The organism is Intestinimonas sp. UBA1698 (assembly GCF_002320075.1).
GTDB classification, from domain to species: Bacteria; Bacillota; Clostridia; order Oscillospirales; family Oscillospiraceae; genus Intestinimonas; species Intestinimonas massiliensis.
The window spans coordinates 21,301-27,911 of record NZ_DCJO01000010.1 but is presented as its reverse complement, the minus strand read 5'-3'; the positions used below and the strand labels follow the sequence as shown (position 1 = coordinate 27,911).

8 protein-coding genes are annotated in these 6,611 nt (G+C 61.4%); 6 read left to right on the top strand and 2 right to left on the bottom strand.

Features of this window, described 5'->3' with window-relative positions; all coding sequences use genetic code 11:
- The first annotated feature begins 37 nt into the window (after window positions 1-37).
- The 3 genes from B3H64_RS02225 (at window position 38) to sigE (ending at window position 2,675) form a co-directional block, all read left to right on the top strand.
- Window positions 38-910 (top strand): B12-binding domain-containing radical SAM protein, encoded by an 873-nt coding sequence (locus B3H64_RS02225; RefSeq protein WP_050618271.1) that lies wholly within the window; start codon window positions 38-40, stop codon window positions 908-910.
- A gap of 167 nt (window positions 911-1,077) precedes the next feature.
- Window positions 1,078-1,932: a sigma-E processing peptidase SpoIIGA gene (locus B3H64_RS02220; RefSeq protein ID WP_286732590.1), complete on the top strand. Its 855-nt coding sequence runs from the start codon at window positions 1,078-1,080 to the stop codon at window positions 1,930-1,932.
- 20 nt (window positions 1,933-1,952) lie between these two features.
- Complete coding sequence (gene sigE / locus B3H64_RS02215) at window positions 1,953-2,675, top strand: RNA polymerase sporulation sigma factor SigE (RefSeq protein ID WP_286732589.1); 723 nt, start codon at window positions 1,953-1,955, stop codon at window positions 2,673-2,675.
- Window positions 2,676-2,719: 44 nt separating this feature from the next.
- Here the strand turns inward: sigE and B3H64_RS02210 are convergent, their stop codons facing one another.
- A complete protein-coding gene (locus B3H64_RS02210) occupies window positions 2,720-3,103 on the bottom strand; it encodes an MmcQ/YjbR family DNA-binding protein (RefSeq protein ID WP_238073259.1) in 384 nt (127 codons plus the stop codon).
- Window positions 3,104-3,277: 174 nt separating this feature from the next.
- Here B3H64_RS02210 and sigG point away from each other — a divergent pair, with 174 nt between their 5' ends.
- A complete protein-coding gene (sigG, locus tag B3H64_RS02205) occupies window positions 3,278-4,048 on the top strand; it encodes an RNA polymerase sporulation sigma factor SigG (protein WP_286732585.1) in 771 nt (256 codons plus the stop codon).
- Window positions 4,049-4,420: 372 nt separating this feature from the next.
- Here sigG and B3H64_RS02200 read toward each other — a convergent pair whose 3' ends face one another.
- A complete protein-coding gene (locus tag B3H64_RS02200) occupies window positions 4,421-5,302 on the bottom strand; it encodes a hypothetical protein (RefSeq protein ID WP_286732584.1) in 882 nt (293 codons plus the stop codon).
- Window positions 5,303-5,392: 90 nt separating this feature from the next.
- Here B3H64_RS02200 and B3H64_RS02195 point away from each other — a divergent pair, with 90 nt between their 5' ends.
- Window positions 5,393-5,677, top strand: a complete 285-nt coding sequence (locus B3H64_RS02195) for a YlmC/YmxH family sporulation protein (protein ID WP_050618277.1) — start codon at window positions 5,393-5,395, stop codon at window positions 5,675-5,677.
- 188 nt (window positions 5,678-5,865) lie between these two features.
- Window positions 5,866-6,609 carry a 30S ribosomal protein S2 gene (rpsB, locus tag B3H64_RS02190; protein ID WP_050618278.1) on the top strand — a complete coding sequence of 248 codons (744 nt, stop codon included), beginning with the start codon at window positions 5,866-5,868 and terminating at the stop codon, window positions 6,607-6,609.
- The last annotated feature ends 2 nt before the right edge of the window (window positions 6,610-6,611 follow it).

Sequence of the window (6,611 nt, the reverse complement as noted above, 5' to 3'; positions counted from 1 at the left end):
AACTACTACTTTATAATACAAGGAAGGATAAAACCCGATGCGTTATGAAGGCGACATTTACCGGCCGCCCGGCGAGTGGAAAAGCTATTTGCTCCAGACCACCATAGGCTGCTCCAACAATACCTGCACCTTCTGCGGGATGTACCTGGATAAAAAATTCCATATCCGGCCCATGGCGGACATCCTGGAGGATATCCGTATGGCCAAGGCTTATTACGGCGACGTGGAGCGGGTGTTCCTCTGCGACGGCGATGCCATCATCATGCGGACGCAGGAGCTGCTGACCATTCTGGAGGCGCTGCATCGCGCCTTCCCCTCGCTCCAGCGGGTGACTACCTACGCCGGACCCCGCAGCACCCTGGCCAAAACGCCGGAGGAGCTGCGGACCCTGCGGGAGGCCGGGCTCACCCGGGCCTATTTGGGGGTGGAGACCGGCTGCGACGCACTGCTGAAGCAGGTGAAAAAGGGCGTAGACGCCGCACAGATGCTGGAAGCCGGCGTGCGGCTCCGGGAGGCCGGTATAGATCTGTGGGTGATGGTCATTCTAGGGCTGGCTGGGACGGGAGAGCCCTCCCGCCGCCATATGCTGGACACCGCCGCCATGATGAACGAGATGAAGCCCCGGCATCTGTCCGCGCTGACTCTGACTCTGGACCCGGGGACTGAGCTCTATCAGGATTACCGGGCGGGGCGGTTTCACCCCATCACGCCCCGGGAAAGTCTGCTGGAGGCCAAGCTCCTGCTGGAAAATCTGACGGTGGACCCGCTGCACTTTACCTGCAACCACGCCTCCAATTACCTGCCGCTGAAGGGTGGACTGCCGGAGGACCGGGACCGATTTCTGGCCATGCTGGATCGGGCGCTGGCCGGGGAACAGGAGCTACGGCCCGAGTGGAGCCGTGGATTCTGAGCGGGCGGGACTTTGCTGGAATACCCTGGAAAGCTGACAAGCACTTGTGCTTGTCAGCTTCTTTTTTGTACCGGCCCCGGTTTGACCTTTTTTGAGCGGTCGGGCCCGTATAATAATACCTGCGTATGATCCCCGGACCGGCTCCGGGTCACGGAGGAGGAGCGGCTTTGACCGTCGTATACATAGACGCGCTGTTTTTACTCAACTTAATCGTCAACTATCTGCTGCTTCTGGCGGCCGCAAAGCTGGCGGGGGAGCCGCTGCGGCGGCTCCGGCTGGCCGCCGGGGCGGCTCTGGGCGGCCTGTACGCCGCGGCGATCTTTTTCCCGGGCATGGGCTTTCTCACCCACCCCCTGTGTAAGCTGGGGGCGGCGGTGCTGATGCTGCTGACCGGGTTCGGGGGCAGCCGCCGGCTGCTGCGGGTGACGCTGGTCTTTTTTGGGCTGTCCTGCGCCTTCGGCGGCGGTATCTTTGCCATCGGCCTGCTGGGCGGCCGGGGACTTACTCTGCGGAACGGCGTCCTTTACTCGGTGATGGATCTGCGCATTCTGCTGCTGTCCGCGGCGGTGTGCTACGCGGTGCTGACCCTGGTGTTCCGGCGGACGGCCCGCCACGGGCGGCGGGAGGTCTTACCCGCTGTTCTGATTCTGGAGGGACGGCGGGTGGCGGTCAACGCCCTGGTGGATACGGGCAACACCCTGACCGACCCGGTGACGGGGCGGCCGGTGATGGTGGCCGAGGGGAGCCGCCTGAGCCCTCTGCTGCCCGGGGAGCGGGTTCTGGACGAGAAGGCCCTGCGGGACCCGGTGGGCACACTGGAGCGCTTGTCCAGAGGGGGGCGGGGCCGGCGGTTTCGCCTGCTGCCCTACCAGGCGGTGGGCGTGGAATGTGGCATGCTGCTGGCCCTGCGGCTGGACGACGCCAGAGTCGGAGCCGAGGACTACGGCGGCATCTTGGTGGCCTTATCGCCCAATCCGGTGTCGGACGGGGGCGGCTACAGCGCCCTGATCGGAGAAACCTGACAGAAAGTAGAGGGAATGGAATGAAGGGCTGGACGCTGCGCCTGTATGTGCGCACGCATAGACTACTGGCCCGGCTGGGCCTGATGCTGCCGGGAAAGATCATGTATATCGGCGGGAGCGATACCCTGCCGCCCCCCCTGACCCGGGATGAGGAGTCGGAGCTCATCGCCCGGCTGGAGGAGGGGAGCGAGGAGGTACGCTCCCAGCTCATCGAGCGGAACCTGCGACTGGTGGTCTATATCGCCCGCCGCTTTGAAAACACCGGCGTGGGCATCGAGGACCTCATCTCCATCGGCACCATCGGACTCATCAAGGCGGTGGGGACCTACAAGCCGGCCAAGAACATCAAGCTGGCCACCTACGCCTCCCGCTGCATTGAAAATGAGATCCTCATGCACCTGCGCAAGACCGCCAACCTGAAAAGCGAGGTCTCCTTCGATGAGCCGCTCAACACCGACTGGGACGGCAACGAGCTGCTGCTCTCCGATATCCTGGGCACCGAAAACGACCTGGTGATGCGCCCCATCGAGGAGGATGTGGACCGCAAGCTCCTGTCCGACGCACTGGAAAAGCTCAGTGACCGGGAACGGCTCATCATCACCCTGCGTTTCGGGCTGGACGGCCGGCCGGAGCGGACGCAGAAGGAGGTAGCCGACCGGCTGGGGATCTCTCAGTCCTATATTTCCCGTCTGGAAAAGCGCATCATCTCCCGTCTCAAGCGTGAGATCCTGCGGATGCTGTAAAAAACGGAAGGCGCCGAAAACCGGCGCCTTCCGTTTTTGGCCGCTCAGGGAATCAGGCCCAGTTCCCGCCGGACGGTTTTGGTCAGCTTGGCCGTTACCAGCGCGTAGGACATGTCGCACATGTCCCGCAGGATCTGGTCAGGGACCTGTCCGTCCAGATAGACGGAGTTCCAGGTCTTCTTGTCGGAGTAAAAGCCGGGCACCACATCGGGGTACTGCGCCCGAAAGGCCTCGGCCAGACGGGGGTCACATTTCAGGATAATCATGGTGCGCCCCGCATGGAGCTTGTGCTCCGCGCCGGGGGTGCAGACCGCCGCAAACATCCTGCCCCGGACCAGATAGCGCTGCCACTGCCACTCCAGCTTATAGTCCTGCTCCGCGCCGGGCCGGTCCATCAGGTAGCCATCCAGCCATGGATAGCGATTCATTCCGCCACCTCCCATAATCGTACAAACATTCTATCACGGGGCATCAAGCTTGTCCAGGGAAAGAAGTCCATCGAAAACCGTCCTACGATAAAAAATATACCCGCCGCCCAGACCGTATGAATCGCACCTCTCAGGAAAAAATACGGATATCAAAGCACGGGAGGGAGATCCAAAGTGCAGGGCAAGGTGGAGATTTGCGGCGTCAATACAGCCAAGCTGAAGGTGTTGAAAAATGAAGAGACGGCGGAGCTGCTGAAAAGGACCAAGCAGGGCGACATGAAGGCGCGGGAAGAGCTGATCGCCGGGAACCTCCGGCTGGTGCTGTCGGTCATCCAGAAGTTCACCAACCGGGGGGAGAACGTGGACGACCTGTTCCAGGTGGGGTGCATCGGCCTCATCAAGGCCATCGACAATTTTAATGTGGACCTGGATGTGCGCTTCTCCACCTACGGTGTGCCCATGATCATCGGGGAGATCCGGCGCTACCTGCGGGACAACAGCTCGCTGCGGGTGTCCCGTTCCATGCGGGACACGGCCTATAAGGTCCTTCAGGCCAAGGAGAGGTATATCAGCGAGCACCAGAAGGAGCCCACCATCGAGGAGATCGCCAAGATGCTGGAGATCAAGCGGGAGGAGGTGGTTTTTGCCCTGGACGCCATCGTGGACCCGGTCTCCCTCTATGAGCCGGTCTACTCCGACGGAGGCGACACCATCTGTGTCATGGACCAGGTGAGAGACAGCAAGAACACCGACGAGAGCTGGCTGGAGCAGATTGCGCTGAAGGAGGCCATTTCCCACCTCTCAGAGCGGGAGCGCCACATTTTAAACCTCCGCTTTTTTGAGGGCAAGACTCAGATGGAGGTGTCGGCGGAGGTGGGGATCTCCCAGGCTCAGGTGTCCCGGTTGGAGAAAAACGCCATCAATCAGATCAAAAAGAACCTGTGAATGCAGCCGCCCGCCGGGCGGCTTTACATATTTGTGGGGAAATCGTATACTGGGGAAAAAGCGGAGAAGAGGTGAGGGGGACATGCTGTGGTATTTTTCTCCTACCGGTACCGGCAGATGGGTGGCCAAGGGGCTGGAAAGGGCATTTCCCGGGCTGGAGACCGCCGATCTGACGCAGCCGGCGGCGCGGGCAGTGCCGCCGGAGATCCCTTCCGGGGAGCTGTTCACACTGCTCTTTCCGGTGCATGGACACCGTCTGCCAGGACCGCTGCGGTGCTGGCTGGAGCGGCTGCCGGAGACCGTAATTCATCAGATATTGTCCCTCCAGCCGCCAGCGGGACTGCAAGACAGGAATCATAAGGGCGCCTCCTTTCAGCATATCCATTGCCGGGGGTCCAGACCATAGAGCTGCACCACCTCGAACAGGGGAGAGCGGGCCAGGTCGTCCACCGTCACCAACCGTCCGCCGTCGGCGTCCACATCGTAGCTGAACTGCTGGAAGGCGTACCAGATCAAGTGGGCGCATTGCACCCCGAAGCCGGGAAGGCCGGGGTCGGGCGCCTTCGGCCCTAACAGACCGCTGAACAGGCGGTAGGGGACACCCTCCAGGTGCTCCAGCGCCCAGGTGGTCAGCTCAGACTGGAGTTCCGGCGATTTCTCCCGCAGGCGCAGGACCAGATAGTTGGAGTAGGACCGCCAGTGTCCGAGGTTGGTCACCGCGGCATCGCTGCCGATGACCACGGCCTCCAGCACCTTCTGCCCGGCTGCATCGACGACCAGACCGGCGTGGCCATGGCGCCAGCCCATGGAGTGGGTGGCATAGGTCAAAAGCACGTCGCCGTCCTCCAGCGTGGGCATTGGAGGGCCCCAGACCGGCTGGCCGTTTTCGTCCGGGGCCAGACGGTCTTCACGGACGAGCAGGCCGAAGAGCTCGGCGCAGACGGTGGCCGGTGCGGCAAAGAACTGCCGCTGGATGGCCAGGATCTGCTCCCGGCCCTGAGCCCCCTGGGCCAGCAGGGCGTCGATGGCGGGCGTCCCCAGGCCGGTCTGTAAAAACAGTGTGTCGTAATCGGCGGTGGAGAGCTGTTCCTGTGCCAGAAGCGCCGTCAGGTCCTCCATGGGGTAATCGGGCGTGAATACGGGGTTCCGATGGGCAAACAGGGTCTGAGCGCCCCAGAGCAGCAGGAACAGAATCAGCAGGACCGCCGCGGTGATGCGAAACAGCCGGGCTCCGGTCCGGGAAAAATCTTTCAAACGGTACACCTCATAGTACAAGCGGAAAGGGTCATAGACTGTGTATATGATTATACACAAAACGAACCGCTTTGAAAATGGGGTGTCAGTATGGAGAGCCGGATGGCTGAGCTGCGGGACAAGGAAATCATCAACATCAGCGATGGGTGCCGCTTCGGATATGTGGGGGACGTGGAGCTGGATCTGGAGACCGGCAAGGTCAAAGCGCTGGTGGTGCCGGGACGGCTGCGCTTTTTCGGACTGCTGGGCCGGGAGGAGGATTACGTCTTTCCCTGGGAATGCGTGCGTCGCTTCGGGGAGGACATCATTCTGGTGGAGGCTGAGCAGACCGCCGGCCGGCCGGCGCTGGACGAGAAACGGGGTCTGCTGGGATAAAGGCGGGAAAAAGTCTTCCGGTCAAGGAAAAAAGTGTTGCATTGCAGGGCATACTATGGTAAAATATCACCGCTGTGCGTAAAAGCACAGTATGACTCACACCGCTGGACGAAGCGTCCTGTGCCCCATTGGGGTTGGCGTCTTCGGATGAACGGGTGGAGGAACAACTAAAAGGAGGAACTTTATCAATGGCAGTCGTATCTATGAAACAGCTTCTGGAAGCCGGTGTCCACTTTGGTCACCAGACCCGTCGGTGGAACCCCAAAATGTCCGCTTATATCTACACGGAGCGGAACGGCATCTATATCATCGACCTGCAGAAGACCGTGAAAAAGCTGGAGGAAGCCTATAACTTTGTCCGTGACCTGTCCGCCAGCGGCCAGACTCTGCTGTTTGTGGGCACCAAGAAGCAGGCCCAGGAGGCCATCAAGGAAGAGGCCACCCGTTGCGGCGGCTACTATGTCAACGCCCGCTGGCTGGGCGGCATGCTCACCAACTTCAAGACCATGCGCGGCCGTGTGGACCGTCTGAACCAGCTTAAGAAGATGCAGGAGGACGGTACCTTCGACATGCTGCCCAAGAAGGAAGTCATCAAGCACATGGGCGAGATCGCCAAGCTGGAGAAGTATCTGGGCGGCGTCACCGAGATGAAGCGCCTGCCTGGAGCCCTGTTTGTGGTGGACCCCCGGAAGGAGCGCAACGCCATCAACGAGGCCCGCAAGCTCCATATCCCCATCGTGGCCATCGTGGATACCAACTGCGACCCCGATGAGATCGACTACGTTATCCCCGGCAACGACGACGCCATCCGCGCCATCCGCCTGATCTCCTCCGTCATGGCCAACGCCATCCAGGAGGGCAAGCAGGGCGAGGATACCGCCGCTGACGAGGCTGCCAAGGTCAACGAGACCGCAGCTCCCGCCGAGGCCTGATT

What these genes read in the sequence shown, in the direction of transcription:
- B3H64_RS02225 (WP_050618271.1), top strand. Translation starts at nt 38, where the DNA reads ATGCGTTATGAAGGCGACATTTACCGGCCGCCCGGCGAGTGGAAAAGC.
- sigE (WP_286732589.1), top strand. Translation starts at nt 1,953, where the DNA reads ATGAAGGGCTGGACGCTGCGCCTGTATGTGCGCACGCATAGACTACTG.
- B3H64_RS02210 (WP_238073259.1), bottom strand. Translation starts at nt 3,103, where the DNA reads ATGAATCGCTATCCATGGCTGGATGGCTACCTGATGGACCGGCCCGGC.
- B3H64_RS02195 (WP_050618277.1), top strand. Translation starts at nt 5,393, where the DNA reads ATGGAGAGCCGGATGGCTGAGCTGCGGGACAAGGAAATCATCAACATC.
- rpsB (WP_050618278.1), top strand. Translation starts at nt 5,866, where the DNA reads ATGGCAGTCGTATCTATGAAACAGCTTCTGGAAGCCGGTGTCCACTTT.